This is a genomic window from Pseudomonas sp. S1_G07, assembly GCF_054668565.1.
The window spans coordinates 4,841,091-4,865,084 of the sequence record NZ_CP162778.1 but is presented as its reverse complement, the minus strand read 5'-3'; the positions used below and the strand labels follow the sequence as shown (position 1 = coordinate 4,865,084).

Genomic DNA, 23,994 nt, shown 5'->3' with positions numbered 1-23,994 from the left:
GTCAGATCCCCAACTCCTGACGCTGGCGCTTCAAGTGCTCCGGCATCTCTTTATAGACGTCTTCGAACATGGTCGCGGCGCTTGGAATCTGGCCGCCGGCGAGGGTGCCGTACTGTTCGGCTTGTTTTTGCGCCGCAATCACTTCGGCTTCCAGCTCGGCACTGACCGCCGCGTGTTCCTCTTCGGACCACTGGCCAATCTTGATCAGGTGCTGCTTGAGACGGGCAATCGGGTCGCCCAGGGGGAAGTGGCTCCAGTCATCGGCCGGGCGGTACTTGGACGGGTCGTCCGAGGTGGAATGCGGGCCGGCGCGGTAGGTGACCCATTCGATCAGGGTCGGGCCGAGGTTGCGCCGGGCGCGTTCGGCCGCCCAGGCGGAGGCGGCGTACACCGCGATGAAGTCGTTGCCGTCCACCCGCAGCGAGGCGATGCCGCAACCGACGCCGCGTCCGGCGAAGGTGGTGGCTTCGCCGCCGGCGATGGCCTGGAAGGTGGAAATGGCCCACTGGTTGTTGACCACGTTCAGGATGACCGGCGCCCGGTACACGTGGGCGAAGGTGAGGGCGGTGTGGAAGTCGGACTCGGCGGTGGCGCCGTCGCCGATCCAGGCCGAGGCGATCTTGGTATCGCCCTTGATCGCCGAGGCCATGCCCCAGCCCACACCCTGTACGAATTGAGTGGCGAGGTTGCCGGAAATGGTGAAGAAGCCGGCGTCTTTGACCGAATACATGATCGGCAGCTGGCGCCCCTTGAGCGGGTCGCGCTCGTTGGACAGCAACTGGCAGATCAGGTCCACCAGCGGCACGTCGCGGGCCATCAGGATGCTTTGCTGACGGTAGGTGGGGAAGCACATGTCGTCGATGTTCAAGGCCAGGGCCTGGGCGCTGCCGATGGCTTCCTCGCCAAGGCTCTGCATGTAGAACGACATTTTTTTCTGACGCTGGGCCACCACCATGCGGTTGTCGAACACCCGCGTCTTGAGCATTGCGCGCATGCCGCGGCGCATGATCGCCACGCTGACGCCTTCGGCCCACGGGCCCAGGGCCTGGCCCTGGTCGTCGAGCACGCGAATCAGGCCCTTGGCCAGGTCGGCGGTGTCGGCGGGTTCTACGTCAATGGAGGGTTTGCGCACCAGGCCGGCGTCGGTCAGGCGCAGGTAGGTAAAGTCGGTCTTGCAGCCTGGTCGGCCCGAGGGTTCAGGGACGTGCAGGCGCAGCGGTTCATATGGCTGGGTCATGGCTTCTACGCTCGATCTTGTGAATTTCTTGTAATGGGCGCGCTAGCTGACAGTCAGTCTTCGGGTAGAAGAAATCTTGTCCTACAACAATCATAGGCTCGGCGTAGAAGAATATTTATCTGTGTTTCGTTGCGCTCACGCTCATTTGCGGATAAAAAAACTGCATAAACATAATAAACAGGTGATTTTGTCTCATGCGCAAACTGGACCGTACCGATATCGGCATTCTCAACGCCCTGCAGGAGAACGCCCGAATCACCAACGCCGACCTGGCCCGTTCGGTCAATCTGTCGCCCACCCCGTGTTTCAACCGGGTGAAGGCCATGGAAGAACTGGGCCTGATCCGCGAGCAGGTCACGTTGCTGGACGCCGACCTGCTGGGGCTGCACGTCAATGTGTTTATCCATGTGAGCCTGGAAAAACAGAACGAACTGGCGTTGCAGCAGTTCGAAGGGGCGATTTCGGACCGGCCGGAAGTGATGGAGTGCTACCTGATGGCCGGCGACCCGGATTATCTGATCCGGGTGCTGGTGCCGACAATCCAGGCGCTGGAGCGCTTCATGATGGACTTTCTGACCAAGGTGCCGGGGGTGGCGAATATCCGCTCGAGTTTTGCGCTTAAGCAGGTGCGCTATAAGACCGCGCTGCCGTTGCCGGCGAATGGCATCAGCGTCGACGCCTGACTCAACGCTGGACAAAATGTGGGAGGGGGCTTGCTCCCGATAGCGGTGGATCAGCTTCAGATAAGCTCACTGTCACACCGCCATCGGGAGCAAGCCCCCTCCCACAGTTGGTTTTATATTTCAAAGTTGGTTGAGCGGAATCTTCAGGTAAGTCACGCCGTTTTCTTCCGTTGGCGGCATATTCCCCGCCCGCACATTCACCTGGATCGCCGGCAACAACAGCGTTGGCATGCCCAGCCCGGCATCGCGCTTCGTGCGCATGGCCACGAACGTCGCCTCATCCACCCCGTCATGCACATGGATATTTCCCGCGCGCTGTTCGGCCACCGTGGTCAGGCATTTTGCCTCGCGACCATCAGGCGGGTAGTCATGGCACACGTACAGCCTTGTTTCAGGCGGGAAGGCCAGCAGCTTGCGCATCGAGGTATACAACTGCCGCGCATCGCCACCGGGGAAGTCGCAACGGGCGGTGCCCACATCGGGCATGAACAGCGTGTCGCCCACCAGAATCAGGCGGTCGTCGATCAGGTAGGCCATGTCCGCCGGGGTATGCCCAGGCACATGCAGGGCCTGGGCCTTGATGGCGCCGATCTGGAAGACCTCATCCGGCGCGAACAGGTGATCGAACTGCGAGCCGTCGGCGCGAAATTCCGGTTCCAGGTTGAACAGGTTCTTGAACACGTCCTGCACCTGACTGATCGTCTGGCCAATCGCGATCTTGCCGCCCAGCTTGCGGCGCAAATAGGGCGCGGCGGACAAATGGTCAGCATGGGCGTGGGTCTCCAGCAACCACTGCACCTGCAAGCCATGCTCGTGCACAAAGGCAATCACCTTGTCGGCCTGGGCGGTGTCGGTGCGCCCGGACGCCGGGTCGTAGTTGAGCACCGAATCGACGATGGCGCAGGGGCCGCCGTCGGTTTCATGGACGACGTAGGTGTAGGTCGACGATGCCTCGTCCAGAAAGGCTTGAATCAACGCTGGCATGGCGGCTGTCCCCGGTGAAGAAAAAAGTGGTTACAAACAGTTTACGTTTACACATAATGTTTTCAGCTTAAGTGAAGCAAAGGACCCGAGGCAAATGCAATCGACTCTGAGTGAGGGCGAAGTCGCCCAGTTGCGCGCGTCGGCGTCCAAGGCCTGCGCCTTGCTCAAGGCCCTGGCCAATGAGGATCGCTTGTTGATCCTTTGCCAGCTGACCCAGGGCGAGCGCAATGTCGGAGAGCTGGAAACCATGACCGGCGTACGCCAGCCCACGCTGTCCCAACAGTTGGGCATTTTGCGCGATGAAGGGTTGGTCGCCACCCGTCGCGAAGGCAAGTACATCTTCTACGGGCTGGCCAGCCACGAAGTGATCCAGGTGATGAAAACCCTGTCCGGCCTGTACTGCGGCGCAGTGATAAAAAGCTGGGCGTGACGCCATGCGACAGCCACGGCTCGTACCCGCTGAGAGTGAAGGCAAGGTGGACTGAATGCTGCTGGCCAGTGTCTTGGGATTATTGATGGGCCTGGTCATGGGCCTGACCGGTGCGGGTGGCGGCATCCTTGGAGTGCCGGCGTTGGTGCTGGGCCTGGGCTTGAGCATGATCCAGGCCGCGCCGGTGTCGTTGCTCGCCGTGGGCGCGGCGGCGGCGGTCGGTGCGATTGACGGCTTGCGCCACGGCCTGGTGCGTTATCGCGCGGCATTGCTGATCGCCTTACTGGGCGCGCTGTTTTCACCGTTGGGCGTGTTCGTCGCCCACCAATTGCCGGAGCCCGTGCTGATGGGCCTGTTCAGTACGCTGATGGTGCTGGTGGCCTGGCGCATGTTGCAGCATGAAAAGGCCGAGGCCGGGCCGAGCGACCACGGCGCCGCGTCCTGGGGCCAGAAGAACTGCATGCTCAACCAGCAGACCGGGCGCCTGGCCTGGACCGCCAAATGCAGCGCCACTCTGGCGGCGTTGGGCGCGGTGACCGGCGCAGTGTCCGGGTTGCTTGGGGTGGGCGGTGGCTTTCTGATCGTGCCGGCGTTCAAGCAGCTCACCGATGTGCAGATGCGCGGCATCGTCGCCACCTCACTGATGGTGATCAGCCTGATCTCGCTGATTGGCGTGGCTGGCGCGTTGCAGGCCGGCGTACGTATCGAGCCGCTGGGCTGGGTGTTCATCGGCGCAAGCATCGTCGGCATGCTGATCGGCCGGCGCCTGTGTTCGGTGATCCCCGCGCGCGCCTTGCAGGTGGGGTTTGCCAGCCTGTGTGTACTGGTGGCCATCGGCATGCTGGTCAGCGCCGGTCTTACCTCCTGAATGGCGGGCTTGCTCCGCCATGTTGCTCCGCGTCGTTCTTTTAAACCTCATCCCATCGCATCCCCCCACCCAGTACCCAAGTAGCATAGGTCCCACCCCTTGGCCTTCGTACACTCATGCCTCAGAGGGGGAGCCCGTGATGCACAACAGTGAAGGCATAGTCAGTGCCATGTCCCAGGCCGCCGATCCGGGCCAGGCCGCCGAGGAATTGGCGCGGCAACTGCTGCACCCGTACCTGGGCTTCGTGCTGTTTTTCTGTTCGGCATCCTACGATCTGCAGGCCTTGGGCGACGCCCTGCAACGCGGCTTCGGCACGGTGCGCGTGGTGGGCTGCACCAGCGCCGGCGAGATCACGCCCCAGGGCTACGGGCGCAATTGCGTCACGGCGGTGGGCTTCAACCATGCACACTTTTCCATCGCCACCGAATTGATCGACCAGGTCGAGCACTTCAGCCTGATCGACGCCCAGCACATGGTCGAACGCCTGGTCGGCGGCTGTCGCAGCAACACGCTCGCGCCGATCAAGGGCAATACCTTTGCCCTGACGCTGCTCGATGGCCTGTCGAGCCGCGAAGAAATGGTGCTCGCCGCCCTGAGTGCGGCCCTGGGCGATATACCGCACTTTGGTGGTTCGGCCGGCGACGACAACTTCCTCACCCACACCCATGTGTATTTCAACGGCGCCTTCCACAGTGGCGCGGCGGTGGTGGTGCTGGTCAATACCTGGCTGGATTTCGAAGTGTTCACCACCCACCACATCCTGCCGCGCGCGGAAAAACTGGTGGTGACCGGCGCCGACAGCCCGTCACGCCGGGTGTTCGAACTCAACGCGGAACCGGCCGCCGAAGAGTACGCGCGGCATATCGGCGTGGCCGTGGCCGACCTCGACCACCGCATCTTTGCCGCCCACCCGCTGGCGGTGCGCATCCATGACCAGTACTACGTGCGCGCCATCCAGCAAGTGCATGACGACCTGAGCCTGAGTTTCTACTGCGCGGTGGAAAACGGCATCGTCCTCACCGTGATGAAACCCGGGCCGCTCCTGCCCAACCTGGAAAACCTGTTCGATGGCCTGCAATCACGCCTCGGCGAGCTGTTGCTGACCATCGGCTGCGACTGCTTCCTGCGCCGCCTGGAACTGGAAGACCGGGATGGCCTGGAACAGATCGGCGACTTCCTGCAAAGCAAGCGGGTGATGGGGTTCAACACCTACGGAGAACAGTTCAATGGCATGCATATCAACCAAACCTTCACCGGGGTCGCCATTGCCCGAGGGCGGCGCTGAACTGCTCGCCCAGGTGGCCCGCCTGCAGCAGGACAACCACAAGCTGGCGCGGATCAACGCGGCGTTGATCGAACGCATCGAGTCGGGGATGACCCAGGGCAATAACCCGTACACCACCTTCCAGCATTCGGTGGTGCTGGCCGAGCAAGTGCGCGAACGCACCGACGCGCTGAACCAGGCGATGGCGGAACTCAAGGCCAGCAACCACTTGCTGATCAACGCCCAGTTGCGCGCCGAAACCCTGCGCGGCGAACAGGCGGCGGCGCAGAAGGCCCAGGAAAGCGAGCGCTGGATTCGCCTGATCACCGACAACGTACCGGCGCTGATCGGCTACCTGAATGCCGACCTGGTCTACGAGTTCACCAATAAGGTCTACGAACAATGGTACTGCTGGCCGCACGGCATGATGCTCGGGCTGAGCCTGCGCGAAGTCCACAGCGAGCAGCATTGCCAGCGCCTGGATGCCTACGTTGCGCGGGCCCTGGCCGGCGAGAGCGTGACCTTTGAGTTCGCCGAGACCAACATCAATAACCAGGAGCGCTACATGCTGCGTTCCTATGTGCCGAATATGCTCGCCAGTGGCGAAGTGGTCGGCATCTTTGTGCTGATCCGCGACATCACCGAGCGCCGCCGCACCGCCGAAGCCCTGCACCAGGCCTATCAGCACCTGGAGCAGCGCGTGGCCCAACGCACCTCGGAACTCACCGCGCTCAACGACCAGTTGCTCAAGGAAATCGACGAGCGCCGCCGCATGGAAACCCGCCTGCGCGAAGCCAAGCTGGAGGCCGAACAGGCCAACCTGTCGAAAACCAAGTTCCTCGCCGCGGTCAGCCATGACCTGCTGCAACCGCTGAACGCCGCGCGCCTGTTCACTGGCGCTCTGCTCGAGCGCCGCGAGCCCCAGGCCACTGAAACCCTGGTGCGCAACGTGAGCAATTCCCTGGAAGACGTGGAAAACCTGTTGGGCACGCTGGTGGATATTTCCAAGCTGGATGCTGGCGTGATCAAGGCGGATATCGCGCCGTTCGCCCTGAGTGAATTGCTCGACAACCTGGCCACCGAGTACACCGAACTGGCCCGCAGCGAGGGCCTGGCCCTGCATTTTGTCGGCTGCTCGGCCCTGGTTCGCAGCGACATTCAGTTGCTGGCGCGGATTCTGCGCAACCTGCTGAGCAATGCGATCCGCTACACCTACAAGGGGCGTGTGGTGCTGGGGTGTCGACGCCAGCATCAGCGCTTGTCGATCCAAGTGTGGGACAGCGGCATGGGCATTGCCGAGGAGCGGTTGGAAGAGATCTTCCAGGAGTTCAAACGCGGCGATGTGCAACGCCCGGACCAGGATCGCGGCTTGGGCCTGGGGCTGGCGATTGTCGAGAAAATCGCCGGCATTCTCGGCCACCGTATCAGCGTCAGATCCTGGCCGGGCAAGGGCTCGATGTTCTCGGTGGAGGTGCCGTTGAGCGCCACTGCGCCCAAGTCCTTGCCCGCGCCGGCCATGAGCGAGCCGATGCTTGAGCGCCTGCAGGGCGCGAAGGTCTGGGTGCTGGATAACGACGCGGCGATCTGCGCGGGCATGCGCACCTTGCTCGAAGGCTGGGGCTGCCGCGTGATCACTGCCTTATCCGAGCAGGATCTGGCGCGGCAGGTGGACAACTACCATGCCGAGGCCGACCTGCTGATCGCCGACTACCACCTCGACGACGACCAGAACGGCGTCGACGCCGTCGCCCGCATCAATGGACGCCGCGGCCGCGCGATACCGGCACTGATGATCACCGCTAACTACAGCAATGAGTTGAAGCAACAGATCCGCGAGTTGGGGCACACCTTGATGCACAAGCCGGTGCGGCCGATGAAACTCAAGACCGCCATGAGCCACCTGCTCGGTCGGCCCTGACAACTGATCGTTCCCACGCTCCGCGTGGGAATGCCGCACTGGACGCTCTGCGTCCGCTCTTAACGGTCAAGACGGGTCAGCGGCGCAGGTACGAGCCGAAATCGATATCCCCGGCGCTCAGGATCGCCTGCACCCGGTTATGCACATTCAACTTGCGCAAGATCGCCGATACATGGGCCTTCACCGTGGTTTCGGCAATTTCCAGGGTGTAGGCGATCTGTTTGTTCGACTCGCCCTTGGTCATGCGCTCCAGCACCAGTAGCTGTTTGCGGGTCAGGGCTTGCAGCAGCTCGGGGGCGAAGCCGGGGTTTTCGTTCAGGCGCCGGTGTGTGCCGGCTTTCTGGGTACGAATGATGTCGGGCGGCAGGTACACATTGCCGTTGAGAATCTGCTGGATCGCCTCGGTCATTTGCAGGCGTGGCGAGGACTTGGTGATAAACCCCACGGCGCCGTAGGTGATGGCTTGCAGCACGATCTGCTTGTCCTGCTCGGCCGAGACGATCACCACCGGAATGGTCGGCGCCTCGTTGCGCAGGTTGATCAGGCCATTGAGGCCGTGCATGCCGGGCATGTTCAGGTCCAGCAGGATCAGGTCGAGGTCGTCGTGTTCCTGGGTCAGGGCCAGGGCGCTGTCCAGGTCGGCGGTTTCCATCACCTCGCTGCCGGGGAAACCGTCGCTGATGACGTTATGAATCGCCTCGCGAAACAGCGGGTGATCGTCGGCTATCAGGATTTTGTACATGGCCGTTCACCTTCTTGTTGTGGGTTTTTATTGAAAAGGTTCGGGTGTCGCAGCCATCACTGGCAGGTGGGCCGCTTCCCACGCATCCAGCCCGTCGCGATACCAATACACAGAGGTATAGCCCAGGTTGGCCGCACGTTTTACCGCGTTCCAACTCAGCCAACAATCGGAGCGGCAATAGAACACCAGCGGGCGTGTCAGGTCACCGTCGGTAAACTTGTACAGGTGGCGCACGAAGTAGCCCTGCCACTCCGGTGTGAGGTCGCCATCGCCGGTATTGGCCAGCCAATGGCTGCCGGGCAGGTTGGCGTGGGGTTGGTCTTCGATGAAACGGCCTTGCAACCATTGGCGGCGGTACACATCGATCAGCACCGGCGTCGGTGTTTGCTTGAGCAGGGTTTGCAGGGCAGGGGTGTCGACGATGGTCGCCCCTGGCAGTTGCTCGGGTGTGGGGCTGCGGTACAGGCTGATGCGGTAGCCTTCGGCGGAAAACAGCGCGGTATCGGCCTGGGCGTTGACGCAGAGCAGGCACAGCAACGCCAACAGGGGCAGTCGGGCAGGCAGCATGGTGGGGGCAATCCTTATCGTTATGCCGCCATTACACGTGAGTCCCGCTGCCTTGGGAATGCGACGATAGTCAGCAAAACCAGTACCAAAGTAGTAGTTTTGCCGCCATCAGCCCTGTTTGCGCAACGCCGCATGCTGGGGGTTGAAGGTCAGCACCGCCAGCAGCGCGAACAGCAGGGTCAAGCCCAGGCATACCGCCAACGCCAGGCCGGCGAAGCGTTCGTACAGGGCAAAACGCACCAGTTCCACGGCGTGGGTAAACGGGTTGATCGCGCACAGCCAGTACAACCACTCGCTGGAATCGCGCATCTTCCACAGCGGGTACAACGCCGACGACAGGAAAAACAGCGGGAAGATCACGAAATTCATGACCCCGGCAAAGTTCTCCAATTGGCGAATCGCGTTCGACAGCAACAAGCCCAGGGCGCTGAGCATCAGCGCCACCAGCAGCAACGCCGGCAACGCGAGCAACAGCCCCATGGCCGGCGGTTGCACCCCATACACCCAGGCAATCGCCAGGAAGCCGTACACCTGCAACAGCGAAATCAACGCCGTGGCCAGCAACTTGCTGCACAGCAAAAAGGTGCGCGGCAACGGGCTGGTCAGCAGCACGCGCATGCTGCCCATCTCGCGGTCGTAGACCATCGACAGCGAGCCCTGCATGCCGTTGAACAGCAGGATCATGCAGGCCAGGCCCGGGATGATGTAGACCTCGTAGGGGATGTAGGTGTCGTAGGGCTCGATCACCGAGATGCCCAAAGCCGCGCGGAAGCCGGCGGCAAACACCACCAGCCACAGCAGCGGGCGCACCAGGGCGCTGAGAAAGCGCGTGCGCTGCAACACAAAGCGCAGCCACTCGCGCAGCACGATACCGCGCAGGCATTGCCAGTAAGCGTTCATGCCGCGGCTCCCGCCGGCGTAGGACGGGTCAGCCGGGCGAACAGGCTGCCCAGGTCGCCATCGTGTGGTTGGACGAGCACGTCGACCTGCCCGCTGGCCACCAGGCGCCCCTGATGCAGAATCATCAGCGCATCGTCGGCCTGCACTTCATCGAGCAGGTGGGTGGTCCACAGCACGCTGATGCCGTGGTCGGCGCACAGGCTGCGCACGTGCTGGTTGAGGGCCAGGCGGCTGGCGGGATCGAGGCCGACGCTGGCTTCGTCGAGCAGCAGCACGCGCGGTTCATGCAGCAGGGCGCGGGCGATTTCCACGCGGCGGCGGTGCCCGCCATTGAGTTCGCGGACCTTTTCGCGGCGGCGTTCGGTCAGGGCCTGGCGCGCCAGTTCGGCCTCGACCCGCACATCGGTCTGGCGCCGCGACAAACCGTGCAGCGCGGCGTGGTAGCGCAGGTTCTGCTCCACGCTCAAATCCAGGTCCAGGGTGCTCTGCTGGAACACCACGCCCAGTTGCGTCAGGGCGGCGCGCGGAGCCTCGCGCAGGGAATGCCCGCCCACGCGGATGTCGCCGCTTTGCAGGTCATACAGCCGTGTCAGCAGGGCGATCAACGTCGACTTGCCCGCGCCATTGGGCCCCAGCAACCCGCAGAACTGCCCCGGCGCCAGGCTGAAACTCAACGCATTCAGCGCCTGGCGCGGGCCATAGGCGAAGCTCAGATCGCGCACCTCCAGGGCGTTCATGGCGTGACCACCACGCCCCACGGATAACGCCCGACTTTCACCGACTTGATCACCTTGAGGCTGTCCACATCGATCACCGACACATCACCGCTCACGCCGTTGGTGGCCAGCAGCTGTTTCTGGTCCGGGGTGAACGCCATCTGCCACACGCGGCGGCCCACCAGCAGGTAGTCGAGGATCTCGAATGTCCTGGCGTCGATCACCGCCACATGGTTGGCCGGGCCGAGGGCGACAAAGCCGTACTTGCCGTCGGCGCTGAGCTTGATTCCCACCGGCTGCACCTTGTCCGGGTGCACGCCCTTGATCTTGAAGGTCAGGGTCTTGAGCACCTTGCGGCTGGCCACGTCGAGGATGGTCACGGTGCCGCCGATTTCCGCCGAGGCCCACAGCTGCGAGCCATCGTGGTTGAACTCGACAAAGCGCGGGCGCTGGTCCACCAGGGTGCTGTCGGCCAGGGTCTGGGTGCTGGTGTCGATCCAGTGCAGCATGTTCGTGGTTTCGCTGGTGTTCACCGCCCACTTGCCGTCGGGGCTCACGGCCATGCCTTCGGGCTCGACGCCGACGTTGATCTGGCCGAGCACCTTGGCGGTTTCGGTGTCGATCACGGTGACCAGCGCATCGTCTTCGTTGGACACATACAGCCAGCGGTTATTGGGGTGCAGGGCGAACTGCTCGGGGTCTTTGCCGGAGGGCAGTTCCTTGATGATCGTGCGCGTGGCCACGTCCATTACCTGCACACGGTCCGAGTCGCTGGCGCAGATGTACAGCAGCTTGTTGTCATGGGACAACAACAGGCCGCGTGGGCGCTGGCCGACCTTGAGGGTGTCGGTGACTTGCAGAGTCTGCATGTCGATCAGGCTCAGGCTGTTGTCTTTCTCGTTGGAGACCCAGGCGGTACTGGCCACGGCGTGCCCGGCGGCAAGCAGCAGGGCGCATGAGAGCAGGGTGCGGCGCATGGCGGATTCCTTATTATTGTGAGGTGGCGATCAGGGAAAGCGGCAGGTCACCTCGGGCTTGTCATAGCCCAGGCTGTCCATTTCGTTGGTGGGGTGCAGGAAACCGTCCTGGGGCGAGGTGCTGACCAGCGCGCGGGGCTGCACGATGGGAATCGGTTGGCGCAATTGGCCGTTCCAGGCGCGGTAGCTGAGCTTGCGGCCCTTGAAGCCATCCAGCGGCAGTTGCTCGCTGAGCTCCAGTTGGCGGATCGCCATGGGCTCGACCTGGCGCAGCTTGTTCACCGCGCTGGAGAGGCTGCGCACGGCCATCCAGGCGGCGAAGTCGCGGTCGTTCATCCAGCGCCCGGCCAGCGCCTCGAAGCGTTTCTGCAATTGGGCGGCGCCGTAGGTCTCGACGGTCTTGTGCCAGCCGGTGGGCGTCAGGCCCTGGGTGCCGGCGACGGGGCGCGGGTACCAGGTCTGGTAGGGCACGTACTCGCCGAAGTCGCCGCGCTCGTCGGCCACCAGTACCACGTCGTATTCGGCGCTCTGGGTGAACAGCGGCATATCCGCCTGGGCGCTGCGGCGCTGGTCGTTATCGAAGCGCCAGGCTTTTTCCGCCACCAGTTGCACGCCGAAGCGCTTGGCGGCGCGGCGCAGGGCGGCGGCGTAGGCCTGGTCGTCTTCGGTGGGGCCAACGATCAGCAGCGCCTTTTGCCATTTGCGCAGCACCAGGAACTGCGCCAGGGCGTCGGCGAGCATCGCGCGGCTGGGCAGTGTATGCAGCACGTTGCCCAGGCAGTCGGTGCTGCGCAGGCGGTCATCCGGGCTGCCGGCGTTGAACAGCAGGCTGTCGGGCAGGGCGGCGCTGAGTTGACGCAGGCTGGCGGCGGGGGCGTTGACCACGAACAGGCGCAGGCCCTGGGCGTGTTGGGCCAGGGCGGCGGCGAGCAGCGCCTCGGGGCTGTCGACGTTGGCGGCGGTCAGGCTGTAGCGCTGGTTCAGAAACGCCCCGGTGCTGTTGCTGTCGATGATCGCCAGTTCGGCGCCACGCTGCCCGGCGTCGGCGGGCTCGGGAATCACATTCGAAAGCAGCGGCCCCGGGTCTGGTCGATAGCCCAGGTAGCCGATCCGCACCTGCAACGGCGCTTCGGCGGCCTGGCCGGAGGTGGCCCAGGTGATCGCCATCAGGCAGACCATGGCGTAAGGGGCGAGCTGGCGCATAAGGCACTCCATGACAGGTAGCGCCAGCATAGGAAGCGTTGGCCTCGCTGCAAATATGCAGAAAGTACCGCCGAGCCAGTACCAAGGTAGTAGCCCCGCGCACGCTGTGCGGTTTTAGCATGGAGCACCACAGGTCCCATTCACAGGAGTGACACAGCATGCGCGTCTTGTCGGCCCTGTGGCGGATCAACCTGTGGGTGTGCGGCTTCTTCGCCCTGGTCACCTGTGCCTGCACGGCGCTGTTGCTGCACCAGGCCCTGGCGGACGTGGAGCGCGAGTTGCAATCGGCCGAAGCGGTGGTGCACTACCTGAGCGAAACCGCCGAGCGTGACCCGGCCAGCCTGCAACCGAAGCTCACCGCCAGCCTGCGCCATGTGCGCGTGCACTGGCTGGCCCCTGGCGAAACCCTGCAGGCACGGTTGCCGGACGGCCTGGATGCCTGGCTCGGTCGGCTGCTGTTTGCCGAGGCACGGCGCAGTGCTCAGGTGCTGGACTTGCCGGACGGTCGGCGCGTGTCCATCGCGGTCGACCCGCGAGATGAGATCGACGAAGTCTGGGATTCCCTGCAACAACTGCTGGGCCTGTGCGCCCTGGCCCTGGCCGTGAGCCTGCTGACCATCCGTTGGGCGGTGCGCCGTGGCATGGGCGTGCTGGATGAACTGCTGCGCGCCCTGCAACAGGTGTGCGCCGGCCAGCTCAACGTGCGCCTGCGCAGTGAGGGCGCGCCGGAAGCGCGGCAACTGGCGCTGCACTTCAACCGCATGACCGATGCCCTGGAACAGGCACGCACCGATAACACTCAGCTCACCCAAACCCTGCTGGCGGTGCAGGAGCAGGAGCGCACCCACCTGGCCCAGACCCTGCACGATGACCTCGGCCAATACCTGGCCGGGATCCGCGCCCAGGCGTGCCTGTTGCGCCTGGTCACCGACCAGCCGCACCTGCTGGCGCCCACGGTGGCGCAGCTGGAGGATCACTGCGAGCACTTGCAGCAAGGCTTTCGCGCGCTGGTCCATGACCTCTACCCGGTGGCCCTGCAGCACCTGCCAATGGCCGAGGCCGTGTCGATGCTGGTCACGCAGTGGCAGGTCAGCCACGGCATTCCTTGCCAACTGCGGGTCGGTGCGGACCTGCCGGCGTTGTCCGGTGTCGACAAGACCCATCTGTATCGCCTGCTGCAAGAAGCGCTGACGAATATCCTGCGCCATGCCGACGCCAGCCAGGTGCGCGTGCGCCTGCAACATCACGGTTCGCGCCTGCGCCTGTGGGTGCGTGACAACGGGCGCGGCGCGCACACGCCCCAGCGTCCCGGCGTGGGCCTGTATTCGATGGCTGAGCGCGCGCGCTGCCTGGGCGGCGAACTGAAGATCCTCAGCCACCCTGGCGCCGGTTGGGCGCTGGCGTTGAACCTGCCGTTGGAGGTGTCATGAATATTCTGTTGGTGGACGACCATGCCGTGGTGCGCCAGGGCTATGCCAGCCTGCTGCGCGCATTGCTGCCGGCCATCGAGGTACGCGAGGCGGCCAGTGGCGAAGAGGCGTTGAGCCGGGTGCAGGAGGCGGTGCCGCACCTGGTGATCATGGACTTCGGCCTGCCCGGCATCAGCGGCCTGGAAACCACGCGGCGCCTGCGCCAGCGCCTGCCGCAACTGCGCGTGCTGTTTTTCAGCATGCACGACGAGCTGCCGCTGGTGCGCCAGGCCCTGGATGCCGGAGCCGCCGGCTACCTGACCAAAAGCTCGGCGCCCGAGGTGTTGATCGAAGCGGTGCGGCGCATCCTCGAGGGCCACGCCTACATCGAACAGGCCCTGGCCACCGAACTGGCCTACACCCCCAGTGACCAACGCTTGCAGGGCATGACCCCGCGCGAGCTGGAGATCTTCCTGATGCTGGCCAGGGGCACGCCCACCCGGGCGATTGCCGACCAGTTGAATATCAGCAGCAAGACCGTGTCCAACCACCTGACCTTGCTCAAGAGCAAATTGCAGGTGAGTTCCCATGCCGAGTTGGTGCACCTGGGGATCGACATGGGAGTGGTGCGGGTGGGGGCTTGCCCCTGATGGCGGTGGGTATCTACACAACTTTCAGACCCTGACACATCTCCCTGTGGCGAGCGGGCTTGCCCCGCGTTGGGCTGCGAAGCAGCCCCAAAGCCAGCCGCTATGGAGTGTCTGATACACCGCGCTCTTCTTTACTGGGGCTGCTACGCAGCCCAACGCGGGGCAAGCCCGCTCGCCACAACAAGCTCGCTTGCGACAAAAGTCCTATCTGCCGGACGTTCAGCGTTGTGCCGAAGTTGTGTGGATACCTGGCCGAGTTGGTGCACCTGGGGATCGATATGGGAGTGGTGCGGGTGGGGGCTTGCCCCTGATGACGGTGGGTATCTACACAACTTTTCAGACCTTGACACATCTCCCTGTGGCGAGCGGGCTTGCCCCGCGTTGGGCTGCGAAGCAGCCCCAAAGCCAGCCGCTATGGAGTGTCTGATACACCGCGCTCTTCTTTACTGGGGCTGCTACGCAGCCCAACGCGGGGCAAGCCCGCTCGCCACAACAAGCTCGCTTGCCACAACAGTCCTATCTGCCGGACGTTCAGCGTTGTGCCGAAGTTGTGTGGATACCTGGCCGAGCTGGTGCACCTGGGGATCGACATGGGAGTGGTGCGGGTGGGGGCTTGCCCCTGATGGCGGTGGGTATCTACACAACTTTTCAGACCCTGACACATCTCCCTGTGGCGAGCGGGCTTGCCCCGCGTTGGGCTGCGAAGCAGCCCCAAAGCCAGCCGCTAGAGAGTGTCTGATACACCGCGCTCTTCTTTACTGGGGCTGCTACGCAGCCCAACGCGGGGCAAGCCCGCTCGCCACAACAAGCTCGCTTGCCACAACAGTCCTATCTGCCGGACGTTCAGCGTTGTGCCGAAGTTGTGTGGATACCTGGCCGAGTTGGTGCACCTGGGGATCGATATGGGAGTGGTGCGGGTGGGGGCTTGCCCCCGATGGCGGTGGGTATCTACACAACTTTTCAGACCCTGAAAAAATCTCCCTGTGGCGAGCGGGCTTGCCCCGCGTTGGGCTGCGAAGCAGCCCCAAAGCCAGCCGCTAGAGAGTGTCTGATACACCGCGCTCTTCTTTACTGGGGCTGCTACGCAGCCCAACGCGGGGCAAGCCCGCTCGCCACAACAAGCTCGCTTGCCACAACAGTCCTATCTGCCGGACGTTCAGCGTTGAGCCAAAGTTGTGTGGATACCTGGCCGAGTTGGTGCACCTGGGGATCGACATGGTGGGTGGTGCGGGTGGGGGCTTGCCCCCTATGGCGGTGGGTATCTACACAGCTTTTCAGACCTTGACACATCTCCCTGTGGCGAGCGGGCTTGCCCCGCGTTGGGCTGCGAAGCAGCCCCAAAGCCAGCCGCTATGGAGTGTCTGATACACCGCGCTCTTCTTTACTGGGGCTGCTACGCAGCCCAACGCGGGGCAAGCCCGCTCGCCACAACAAGCCCGCTCGCCACAGGGGTTCCTGTTTGCTGCGCGACAGTGCTCCGTCGAAGAGGTCGTGGGGCCTCCTACATTCGAATGGCAGTGCTCTAACGATTCCAGGTGGTGGGGCAGTCCGTGCAGCCTTCCATGTTGGCGTCCTGAAAGTTCGCATAATGCTGGCGACTGCCGGTGAGAGTGGCCTGTTCCAGGTTGCTTTCGCCGAACTTGGCTTCCTGCAGATTCGCATCGCTGAGGTCGGCCCCTTGCAGGTCGGCCTTGCTCAGCCAGGTCATTTCCAGGTCGGCCGCGCGCAGGTTGGCGTTGTGCAGCTTGGCTCCCGAGAGTCGCGCAAATTGCAGGTAGGCGGCGCTGAGGTTGGCGTTTTCGAACTGTGCACCCTGAGCAAACAGCCCCCAGCCTTGCACGGCCATCAATGTGGCGCCGGTAAAGTCGGCCAGGCGCAGGTTGCTTTGTTGCAGGCTGGCGCGGGTCAGGTTGGCGCCTTGCAGCTGGGCCTTCTCCAGGTTGGCCAGGTCGAGGTTGGCGTGGCGCAGGTCCGCACCGCGCAGGTCGGCGCCGGCCAGGTTCATTTTGCTCAGGTTCTGGTTGCGCAGGTTGGCGCCCCTGAGGTTGGCGCCGGGGCATTGGCTGTGTTCGGCGAGGGTGCAGCCGTTGATGACCAGCGGCGCGTCGTCGCCGTCGTCGCCGTCGTCGGCGTGGGCCAGGGGTAGGGCGAGCAGGAGTAACAAGGGCAGGTAGTTCATCGCGGGACCTCTGATGATCCTGGGGTGACCGGGCTCACCACAAACAAAGGCGGCCCGGCATTCTCTGTGGGTTACTTCTGTGCGGTTTTCTGATCCCAGCTCGGGATCTTGAACACCCAGAACGACCCGCCCTGTGCCACCGGCTTGGTCAGCTCGGCCATGTCGCCACCCCACAACGGCACCGCGCCGCCATAGCCGACGGTCACGCCGACATACTGCTCGCCATCCTGCTCCCAAGTGATAGGCGGCGAGACGATGCCGCTGCCGGTCTGGAATTTCCACAGCTCCTTGCCGGTTTTCGCGTCGAAGGCCTTGAAGAAACCGTCGCCGGTACCGGTGAACACCAGGTTGCCCTTGGTCGCCAGCACACCGGCCCACAGCGGCAAGTGTTCCTTGTGCTCCCACACCACCTTGCCGGTGGTCGGGTTCATCGCCCGCAGGGTGCCGACGTGGTCGTCATACATGCGCTTGATACGGAACCCCATGCCCAGGTACGCCGAGCCTTTCTTGTAGTTGACCTCTTCGGTCCAGTATTCCTCTTTCCACTGGTTGCCCGGAATGTAGAACAGCCCGGTGTCCTGGCTGTAGGCCATGGGGTTCCAGTTCTTGCCACCGAGGAACGGCGGTGACACTTCCACCGGCTTGCCCTTGGTTTCACCTGGCAACGGCTTGGCCGGGCGCTGCCCTTCGTTTTCCACGGGGCGGCCGGTCTTCAGGTCGATATGGCTGGCCCAGGTGATGTTGTCGACAAACGGGAAGGCGTTCTGCAGCTTGCCGTTGTTGCGGTCGACCACGTAGAAGAACCCGTTGCGGTCGGCGTGGCCGGTGGCCTTGACCACTTTGCCGTCCTTGTCTTTGTAGTCGAACAGCACCAGTTCGTTGTTGCCGGAGAAGTCCCAGGCATCGTTCGGGGTGTGCTGGTAGAACCACTTCACTTCGCCGGTACTCGGGTCGACGCCGACCTGGCCTGAGGTGTAGAGGCTGTCGAAGTCGTGGGGGTTGCCGTCCTTGGACGTGCGTGCCCAGGTGTTCCACGGGCCGGGGTTGCCGGCGCCGACGATGATCGTGTTGGTCTCGGCATCGAAGCTTGCGCTCTGCCAAGGCGCGCCGCCGCCATGGCTCCAGGCTTCGACCTTGCCGGTTTCGGTGGTCGGGTCATCCGGCCACGACGGCGCTTTGACGTCGCCGGTCGGGGTGCTGTCCTTGCCGTTGAGGCGGCCCATGTGGCCTTCCACGAACGGGCGCATCCACACTTCTTCGCCGGTGTCCGGGTCGCGTGCAAACAGCTGGCCGACTACGCCGAATTCATCGCCGGAGCTGCCGTGGATCAGCAGCACCTTGCCGCTGACCTTGTCTTTGATCAGCACCGGGGCGCCGGTCATGGTGTAGCCGGCGGCGTGGTCGCCGAATTTCTTGTTCCACACCACTTTGCCGGTGTTTTTGTCGAGGGCGATCAGGCGCGCGTCGAGGGTGCCGAAGTAGATCTTGTCGCCAAAGATCGCCGCGCCACGGTTGACCACGTCGCAGCACGGGCGAATGTTGTCGGGCAGGCGGTGGTTGTAGGTCCACAGGCGCTTGCCGGTCTTGGCGTCGAGGGCGAACACGCGGGAGTAGGAGCCGGTGACATAGACCACGCCGTCGCTGACGATGGCCTGGGACTCCTGGCCACGTTGCTTCTCATCGCCGAACGAATACGACCAGGCCGGGGTGAGCTTGAACACGTTCTTGTCGTTGACCTGGGCCAGCGGGCTCCAGCGCTGGGCGTTGGTGCCCATGCCGTATTGCAGCACGTCCTGGGTGGTCAGGTGGTCGTTGGCGATGTCTTCCCAGGTGACGTTGCGGGTGGTTTTCGCAGGCTCGGCGGCGAAACCGGTCGCGCTCAAGGACAGGCTGCCGACCAGCAGGAAGGCCTGCACGGCAAGGCTCAAAGGTGAAAGGGCGGGTAGCGATCTTGTTCTTGTCATGGTTGCAGTTCCCAGTGGAGGTTTTGGCCTGCACAGGGTGTTACGCCGGGGCGCTGGGCGGATACGGAAAAAGTCCCGCTGTGGCCGGGAAGACTTCCCGAGGCGCCACTGTTTTAGGCGTGCCCCACAAGCCCTACTACCAAGGGAGGAGAGGGCGGCCACCAAAGCAGCATACGGCCCATGCACCGGGGTTTCTAAGATGATTGCCATAGCCTCTGCAATGAGGTTTTGCGTGCAATCCTGAGGGCAAAAATAATGACAACAAAACACAATGCCTGGCTCGTGGCTGGTCTGTTGGTGGGTGTAATCGGTGCCGGCCCTGCCTGGGCGCATGGCAACGTGGTCCCGCAAGCGGTGGAAACCAAGGGCCTGACCTCGATCAAGGACGCCGGCGTGCCGGTGGACGGCGACGGCTGGGCGGCGGTGAACCCGTATCGCACCTCGCCCGAACATGACAAAGCGCTGGAAATCGGCTCGTCGGCCTACAACCAGAACTGCGCCGCCTGCCACGGCCTGGAAGCCAAGTCCGGCGGTATCGCCCCGGACCTGCGCATGCTGGATGCGGGCGAGGCCGGTGATGAGTGGTTTGTCGAGCGCGTGCGCCATGGCGCGGTGCGCGATGGCCGGGTGTATATGCCGAAAATGGCCGACTACCTGAGCCAGGAAGCCCTGTGGGCGGTGCGCACCTACCTGGACAGCGTGCACGTCGAGGAGTAAGCCATGCGCCTGTTCGCTTATGTGCTCGGCCTGGCCCTGCTGTGCTGCCAGACGGCACAGGCGCAGGTGCGCAGCTATGACCAGATGATCGCCGCCGGCGAGATCAAGGTGGCGGTGTACAAGGACTTTGCTCCCTACAGCTTCCAGGACGGCAGCACCCCACGGGGTGTCGACGTGGACCTGGCCGAGGCCCTGGCCAAGGCCTTGGGGGTACGGCTGACGCTGATCTGGGCGCCAGCCGGCGAGAAGCTCGACGACGACCTGCGCGACTACATCTGGCGCGGCAGCCCGCTGCACCACCAGCAACTGGCCGACCTGATGCTGCGTGCGCCCTACGACCACGCCTACGCGCAAAAACGCAACGACCAGGGCGAGCTGGAAAACGGCCATGTGGTGATGTTCGGGCCATACCAGAACGAACAATGGCAGGTGGCCTATGACCGCCGGCGCCTGGATAAAGTCGCCAGCGTGGCGGTGTTCGAACAGCACCCGATCGGCGTCGAAGTCGACAGCGTGCCGTCGTTCTACCTCACTTCGGTGTTCAACGGCATGCTCGCCGCCAAGACCCGTCACTACCCCGGCGTGCCCCAGGCCTTTGCGGCGATGAAGGCGGGCGAGGTCGACGCGGTGATGGCCATGCGCGGTGAAATCGACTGGCAGGTGCACGAGGCCCACGACCCGCAGCTGGCCCTGGCGCAAAACGCCTACCCCAACATGGGCAAGCAGCGCTGGGAGATCGGCATGGCGGTGCATGAAAGCAATCGCCAGCTCGCCTACGCGGTGGAGGAGGCGCTGGAAGGCCTGATCCGCGACGGCGCGGTGCAAAACATCTACAGCCGCTACGGCCTGCAGTACGAAGTGCCCGAGATGTATCAATAGGAGCAGGCGATGAACTGGCGATTGAGCTGCATATTGGCTTGCTGGCTGCCGCTGGCGGCTCACGCCGTGGAAGTCGACCCGGTGCCGTCGGTGATGTGGGCGTTCTATCACAAGCAGTTGCTGGCCGATGCGCCGTTTGTGTTCGATGCGCGGGTCAAGCTGCTGGCGCCGCCGTTCGCCGAAGATGCACGGCAGGTACCGCTGGAAATCGATGCGCGGGCGTTCAACGGCCATGTGGTGAGAATCCTGGCCTGGGCCGAGCTCAACCCGTTGCCGAAAATCGTCGACTTCCAACCCAAGGCCGGGGTGCTGCCGTGGCTGGCGCTGCGCATCCGCATCGAGCAGGCCACGCCGTTGCGCGCGGCGGTGCTGACCGATGACGGGGTATGGCACGTCGGCTCGACCCTGATCGACGCTGCCGGTGGCGGCTGCACCGCGCCGAGCGTGGTGCGCACCCAGCCGGGTTGGGAAGAGCATATCGGCGAGGTGCTCGGCGGGCGTTACCCGCGTGGTGACTTCAGCCGGGTGCGCGTGCAGGTGGCGCACCCGATGGACAACGGCATGGTCAGCGGCATCCCGGAATTTTTTATCAACCATGCGCAATTGCGTGGCCGGGACGATCAGGTATTGGCCGAGCTGGAGTTGTTCCCGGCGGTCAGCGAAAACCCCAACCTGGCCTTCGATATCGACGCGCCGGGCCCCACCCGCCTGGTGCTGCGCGACAACAGCGGCAATGAATTCGATGCGGCCATTCCCTGACCAGAAGGAGCGCGGCATGCGCTGGATTCTATTGTTGTGCCTGGGCCTGAGCCTGCCCGCCCTGGCAGACCTGGATTACGCCCTCAACCCCCGGCTGATCGCCGATGACACCTGGCTGCTCGAAGGCAGCACCGACAACTTCGCCAAGGCCAATGGCGGCAATATCGTCAACACCGCCTTTATCGTCACCGAGGCCGGCGTGGTGGTGATCGACACCGGGCCGTCGCGGCGTTACGGCGAAGCCCTGCGCCAGGCCATCGCCCGCGTGACCGACAAGCCGGTGGTGCAGGTGCTGATGACCCACCATCACCCCGACCATGCGCTGGGCAACCAGGCCTTCAAGGACGTGCCCATCGGCGCCCTGGCCGACACCACGCGCCTGCTGCACGAGCAGGGCGACAGCATGGCGGAAAACCTCTACCGCATGGTCGGCGACTGGATGCGCGGCACCGAAGTGGTGTTGCCCACCCAGGCCGTGGAACCCGGCGTGCTCACCTTCGGCCGCCACGACCTGCGCCTGCTGGCCCTTACCGGCCACACCGGCGCCGACCTGGCGATCCTCGACCAGAGCACCGGCGTGTTGTTCACCGGTGACCTGGTGTTCTACCAGCGCGCCCTGACCACCCCCAACAGCCCAGGGCTGGCGGCGTGGCTGGCCGACCTCGACACCCTGCAAGCCTTGCCCTGGACCCTGATCGTGCCTGGCCACGGCCCGGTGGCCGGCGACGCGCAGCCCTTCGCGCAGATGCGCGACTACCTCACCTGGCTCGATCAACTGCTGCGCGACGGCGCGGCCCACGGCAACGACATGGCCGAGATGATCCGCAGCCCCATCCCCGAGCGCTTCGCCGCGATCACCCTGAGCCGTTATGAACTGATTCGCAGCGTCAGCCACCTGTACCCGCGCTACGAGCGCGAGCAGATGCACCCGCTACTAAGGAACTAGCAATCTCGATACTGCGGTCAATTGTGGCAACGGCCCCTGCGTCCAAGAATCTGCACCAGACCGGGAAAATTTCCCGGGTATAACAAAAAACCGCAGAGGTAGCCGTCATGACCCAACCCGCACGTCGCCAACCCTTCGCCTTGAGCGTGTTACTCGGTGCCATCCTGTTGTCCGGCCAGGCCATGGCCTCGGTCACCGACGAGGACATCCTCCAGGACCCGAAAAACCCCGGGCAGATCGTCACCAACGGCCTGGGCGTGCAGGGCCAGCGCTACAGCCCGCTCGACACGCTGAACGTGGACAACGTCAAGGACCTGCGCCCGGTCTGGGCGTTTTCCTTTGGTGGCGAGAAACAGCGCGGTCAACAGGCGCAGCCGATGGTCAAGGATGGGGTGATGTACCTCACCGGTTCCTACTCGCGGGTGTTCGCGGTGGATGCACGCACCGGCAAGAAGCTCTGGCAGTACGATGCGCGTCTGCCTGACGACATCCGCCCGTGCTGCGACGTGATCAACCGTGGCGTGGCGCTGTATGGCGACCTGGTGTTCTTCGGCACCCTCGACGCCAAGCTGGTGGCGCTGAATAAAGACACCGGCAAAGTGGTGTGGAGCAAGAAGGTCGCCGACCACAAGGAAGGCTACTCGATCAGTGCCGCGCCGCTGGTGATCAACGGCAAGCTGATTACCGGCGTGGCCGGCGGCGAATTCGGTGTGGTGGGCAAGATCGAAGCCTATGACCCGAAAAACGGCGACCTGCTGTGGAGCCGTCCGACCGTCGAAGGCCATATGGGCTACGTGTACAAGGACGGCAAGGCCGTGGAAAACGGCATTTCCGGCGGCGAGGCGGGCAAGACCTGGCCGGGCGATCTGTGGAAGACCGGCGGCGCGGCGCCATGGCTGGGTGGCTACTACGACCCGGAAACCAACCTGTTGCTGTTCGGCACCGGCAACCCGGCACCCTGGAACTCGCACCTGCGCCCCGGTGACAACCTCTACTCATCCTCGCGCCTGGCGCTGAACCCGGACGATGGCACCATCAAGTGGCACTTCCAGAGCACCCCCCACGACGGTTGGGACTATGACGGCGTCAACGAGCTGATCTCCTTCAACTACACCGAAGGCGGCAAGGAAATCAAAGCGGCGGCCACCGCCGACCGCAACGGTTTCTTCTACGTGCTCGACCGCACCAACGGCAAGTTCATCCGCGGCTTCCCGTTTGTCGACAAGATCACCTGGGCCACCGGCCTGGATAAGGACGGTCGGCCGATCTACAACGAAGCCAGTCGCCCCGGTGCGCCGGGCAGCGAAACCAAGGGTACCTCGGTGTTTGTCGCGCCGGCGTTCCTCGGTGCGAAGAACTGGATGCCGATGGCCTACAACCGCGATACCGGGCTGTTCTACGTGCCGTCCAACGAGTGGGGCATGGACATCTGGAACGAAGGCATCGCCTACAAGAAAGGCGCGGCGTTCCTCGGTGCCGGCTTCACCATCAAGCCGCTGAACGAAGACTACATCGGCGTGCTGCGCGCCATCGACCCGAAGACCGGCAAGGAAGTCTGGCGCCACAAGAACTTCGCGCCGCTATGGGGCGGGGTGCTGACCACCAAGGGCAACCTGGTGTTCACCGGCACGCCGGAAGGTTTCCTGCAAGCGTTCAACGCCAAGACCGGCGAGAAGGTCTGGGAATTCCAGACCGGCTCCGGCGTGCTCGGTTCGCCCGTGACCTGGGAAATGGACGGCGAACAGTACGTCTCGGTGCTCTCCGGCTGGGGCGGCGCGGTGCCGTTGTGGGGCGGTGAAGTGGCCAAGCGCATCAAGGACTTCAACCAGGGCGGCATGCTCTGGACCTTCAAGTTGCCCAAAGAACTGGTCGCCAAGCACTGAATCTACGACCAAATGACAAGTACCCCCCTGCCAACGGCGCATTCGCCCGGCAGCGGGGGCTCTTTACTATCGGGTCATCGCCTGTTGACCGACAGGCCCGGACCCAGACAGAGGCTTTA

At 63.9% G+C, this 23,994-nt stretch carries 22 protein-coding genes; 12 read left to right on the top strand and 10 right to left on the bottom strand.

Going from position 1 to position 23,994, the window contains the following annotated elements; genetic code table 11:
- Position 1 precedes the first annotated feature (1 nt).
- A complete protein-coding gene (locus AB4O05_RS22045; protein WP_460135302.1) occupies positions 2-1,237 on the bottom strand; it encodes a thiamine pyrophosphate-dependent enzyme in 1,236 nt (411 codons plus the stop codon).
- Positions 1,238-1,431: 194 nt separating this feature from the next.
- Here AB4O05_RS22045 and bkdR point away from each other — a divergent pair, with 194 nt between their 5' ends.
- Positions 1,432-1,920 carry a Bkd operon transcriptional regulator BkdR gene (gene bkdR, locus AB4O05_RS22040; RefSeq protein ID WP_460135303.1) on the top strand — a complete coding sequence of 163 codons (489 nt, stop codon included), beginning with the start codon at positions 1,432-1,434 and terminating at the stop codon, positions 1,918-1,920.
- A gap of 120 nt (positions 1,921-2,040) precedes the next feature.
- Here bkdR and AB4O05_RS22035 read toward each other — a convergent pair whose 3' ends face one another.
- A complete protein-coding gene (locus AB4O05_RS22035) occupies positions 2,041-2,904 on the bottom strand; it encodes an MBL fold metallo-hydrolase (protein ID WP_460135305.1) in 864 nt (287 codons plus the stop codon).
- Between the two features lie 94 nt (positions 2,905-2,998).
- On the opposite strand from AB4O05_RS22035, the gene AB4O05_RS22030 reads away from it, so the two are divergent.
- The 4 genes from AB4O05_RS22030 (at position 2,999) to AB4O05_RS22015 (ending at position 7,384) form a co-directional block, all read left to right on the top strand.
- Positions 2,999-3,334 (top strand): ArsR/SmtB family transcription factor, encoded by a 336-nt coding sequence (locus AB4O05_RS22030; protein WP_460135306.1) that lies wholly within the window; start codon positions 2,999-3,001, stop codon positions 3,332-3,334.
- Positions 3,335-3,389: 55 nt separating this feature from the next.
- A complete protein-coding gene (locus tag AB4O05_RS22025) occupies positions 3,390-4,202 on the top strand; it encodes a sulfite exporter TauE/SafE family protein (RefSeq protein ID WP_460135307.1) in 813 nt (270 codons plus the stop codon).
- A 139-nt stretch (positions 4,203-4,341) separates the two neighbouring features.
- Positions 4,342-5,487 carry a nitric oxide-sensing protein NosP gene (gene nosP, locus AB4O05_RS22020; protein WP_460135308.1) on the top strand — a complete coding sequence of 382 codons (1,146 nt, stop codon included), beginning with the start codon at positions 4,342-4,344 and terminating at the stop codon, positions 5,485-5,487.
- Positions 5,429-7,384: a PAS domain-containing hybrid sensor histidine kinase/response regulator gene (locus AB4O05_RS22015; RefSeq protein WP_460135309.1), complete on the top strand. Its 1,956-nt coding sequence runs from the start codon at positions 5,429-5,431 to the stop codon at positions 7,382-7,384. Before nosP ends, AB4O05_RS22015 begins: the two co-directional genes overlap by 59 nt.
- Before the next feature lie 76 nt (positions 7,385-7,460).
- Here the strand turns inward: AB4O05_RS22015 and AB4O05_RS22010 are convergent, their stop codons facing one another.
- From AB4O05_RS22010 to AB4O05_RS21985, 6 genes are all read right to left on the bottom strand, one after another.
- Entirely contained in the window at positions 7,461-8,126 is a 666-nt protein-coding gene (locus tag AB4O05_RS22010) for a response regulator (protein ID WP_460135310.1), read from the bottom strand.
- A 27-nt stretch (positions 8,127-8,153) separates the two neighbouring features.
- Positions 8,154-8,693: a PQQ-dependent catabolism-associated CXXCW motif protein gene (locus tag AB4O05_RS22005; protein WP_460135311.1), complete on the bottom strand. Its 540-nt coding sequence runs from the start codon at positions 8,691-8,693 to the stop codon at positions 8,154-8,156.
- Between the two features lie 108 nt (positions 8,694-8,801).
- Positions 8,802-9,593, bottom strand: a complete 792-nt coding sequence (locus tag AB4O05_RS22000; protein ID WP_460135312.1) for an ABC transporter permease — start codon at positions 9,591-9,593, stop codon at positions 8,802-8,804.
- Positions 9,590-10,330: an ABC transporter ATP-binding protein gene (locus tag AB4O05_RS21995; protein WP_460135313.1), complete on the bottom strand. Its 741-nt coding sequence runs from the start codon at positions 10,328-10,330 to the stop codon at positions 9,590-9,592. Before AB4O05_RS21995 ends, AB4O05_RS22000 begins: the two co-directional genes overlap by 4 nt.
- Positions 10,327-11,286, bottom strand: a complete 960-nt coding sequence (locus tag AB4O05_RS21990) for a YVTN family beta-propeller repeat protein (protein ID WP_460135314.1) — start codon at positions 11,284-11,286, stop codon at positions 10,327-10,329. The genes AB4O05_RS21995 and AB4O05_RS21990 overlap by 4 nt, the downstream gene beginning before the upstream one ends.
- A 30-nt stretch (positions 11,287-11,316) precedes the next feature.
- Positions 11,317-12,489 carry an ABC transporter substrate-binding protein gene (locus AB4O05_RS21985; protein ID WP_460135315.1) on the bottom strand — a complete coding sequence of 391 codons (1,173 nt, stop codon included), beginning with the start codon at positions 12,487-12,489 and terminating at the stop codon, positions 11,317-11,319.
- A 167-nt stretch (positions 12,490-12,656) separates the two neighbouring features.
- Between AB4O05_RS21985 and AB4O05_RS21980 the strand changes: the two genes are divergently transcribed.
- Both AB4O05_RS21980 and AB4O05_RS21975 read left to right on the top strand, forming a co-directional pair.
- The gene (locus AB4O05_RS21980; RefSeq protein WP_460137523.1) at positions 12,657-13,919 is read left to right on the top strand and encodes a sensor histidine kinase; all 1,263 of its coding nucleotides are present in this window, start codon (positions 12,657-12,659) and stop codon (positions 13,917-13,919) included.
- Positions 13,916-14,548: a response regulator transcription factor gene (locus AB4O05_RS21975; RefSeq protein WP_460135316.1), complete on the top strand. Its 633-nt coding sequence runs from the start codon at positions 13,916-13,918 to the stop codon at positions 14,546-14,548. The genes AB4O05_RS21980 and AB4O05_RS21975 overlap by 4 nt, the downstream gene beginning before the upstream one ends.
- A 1,522-nt stretch (positions 14,549-16,070) precedes the next feature.
- On the opposite strand, the gene AB4O05_RS21970 is transcribed toward AB4O05_RS21975, so the two are convergent.
- A complete protein-coding gene (locus tag AB4O05_RS21970) occupies positions 16,071-16,727 on the bottom strand; it encodes a pentapeptide repeat-containing protein (protein ID WP_460135317.1) in 657 nt (218 codons plus the stop codon).
- 71 nt (positions 16,728-16,798) lie between these two features.
- Entirely contained in the window at positions 16,799-18,691 is a 1,893-nt protein-coding gene (gene exaA / locus AB4O05_RS21965) for a quinoprotein ethanol dehydrogenase (protein WP_460135318.1), read from the bottom strand.
- Between the two features lie 255 nt (positions 18,692-18,946).
- Here exaA and pedF point away from each other — a divergent pair, with 255 nt between their 5' ends.
- The 5 genes from pedF to AB4O05_RS21940 all read left to right on the top strand — a co-directional run bounded on the left by pedF (position 18,947) and on the right by AB4O05_RS21940 (position 23,875).
- The gene (gene pedF / locus AB4O05_RS21960) at positions 18,947-19,408 is read left to right on the top strand and encodes a cytochrome c-550 PedF (RefSeq protein ID WP_460135319.1); all 462 of its coding nucleotides are present in this window, start codon (positions 18,947-18,949) and stop codon (positions 19,406-19,408) included.
- 3 nt (positions 19,409-19,411) lie between these two features.
- Positions 19,412-20,287, top strand: a complete 876-nt coding sequence (locus AB4O05_RS21955; RefSeq protein ID WP_460135320.1) for a substrate-binding periplasmic protein — start codon at positions 19,412-19,414, stop codon at positions 20,285-20,287.
- A gap of 9 nt (positions 20,288-20,296) precedes the next feature.
- Entirely contained in the window at positions 20,297-21,046 is a 750-nt protein-coding gene (locus AB4O05_RS21950) for a quinoprotein dehydrogenase-associated SoxYZ-like carrier (protein ID WP_460135321.1), read from the top strand.
- 16 nt (positions 21,047-21,062) lie between these two features.
- Entirely contained in the window at positions 21,063-21,992 is a 930-nt protein-coding gene (locus AB4O05_RS21945; RefSeq protein ID WP_460135322.1) for a quinoprotein relay system zinc metallohydrolase 1, read from the top strand.
- 107 nt (positions 21,993-22,099) lie between these two features.
- Complete coding sequence (locus tag AB4O05_RS21940; RefSeq protein WP_460135323.1) at positions 22,100-23,875, top strand: PQQ-dependent methanol/ethanol family dehydrogenase; 1,776 nt, start codon at positions 22,100-22,102, stop codon at positions 23,873-23,875.
- The last annotated feature ends 119 nt before the right edge of the window (positions 23,876-23,994 follow it).